Raw genomic sequence first — 450 nt, forward strand, 5'->3', positions numbered from 1 at the left:
CGAAAGTCATCCCGAACAATACCAATGGGAGTACAAACGCTTTAAAGGGATGACGATAGACGGGCGTAAGGCTTATAGTAAGCTTAACCCATAGATTGGTTTAACGCTGCTATTGAGAATAGCCTTCAATCAAATAATTCCAGTCATTGTGAGTCCACTTTATCCCATGCCTTGTTACTTCCTTTTCAAAGCTGCGTTTTAAGCGCTTCAGATTACTGCTTTTCCAGGCATGCTTTGGCTTTAACATTTTGGCGCGATCAAAGTCGATGAGCCAAAATAAGCCCTCTTCATCTTGCAAAATGTTTTGAATGTTCAGGTCAGCATGATAAACACCCGCTTTGTGGAATCTTGCGATTAAAGCGCCTAATGTGAAATAGAAGTCTTTGCTTTGTACTTGTTTGAGTACTTGCAGTAAGTCTTGTGCATTAGGAATGCGGTGTGTCAGTAAGT

1 protein-coding gene is annotated in these 450 nt (G+C 41.1%); it reads right to left on the bottom strand.

Annotated elements, in window-relative coordinates; all coding sequences use genetic code 11:
* Positions 1 to 109: 109 nt before the first annotated feature.
* Positions 110 to 450: lipopolysaccharide kinase InaA family protein (locus tag A3761_RS05845; protein WP_304439591.1), on the bottom strand; the 341-nt coding region annotated here is incomplete at its 5' end.

The organism is Oleiphilus sp. HI0123, from assembly GCF_001635315.1.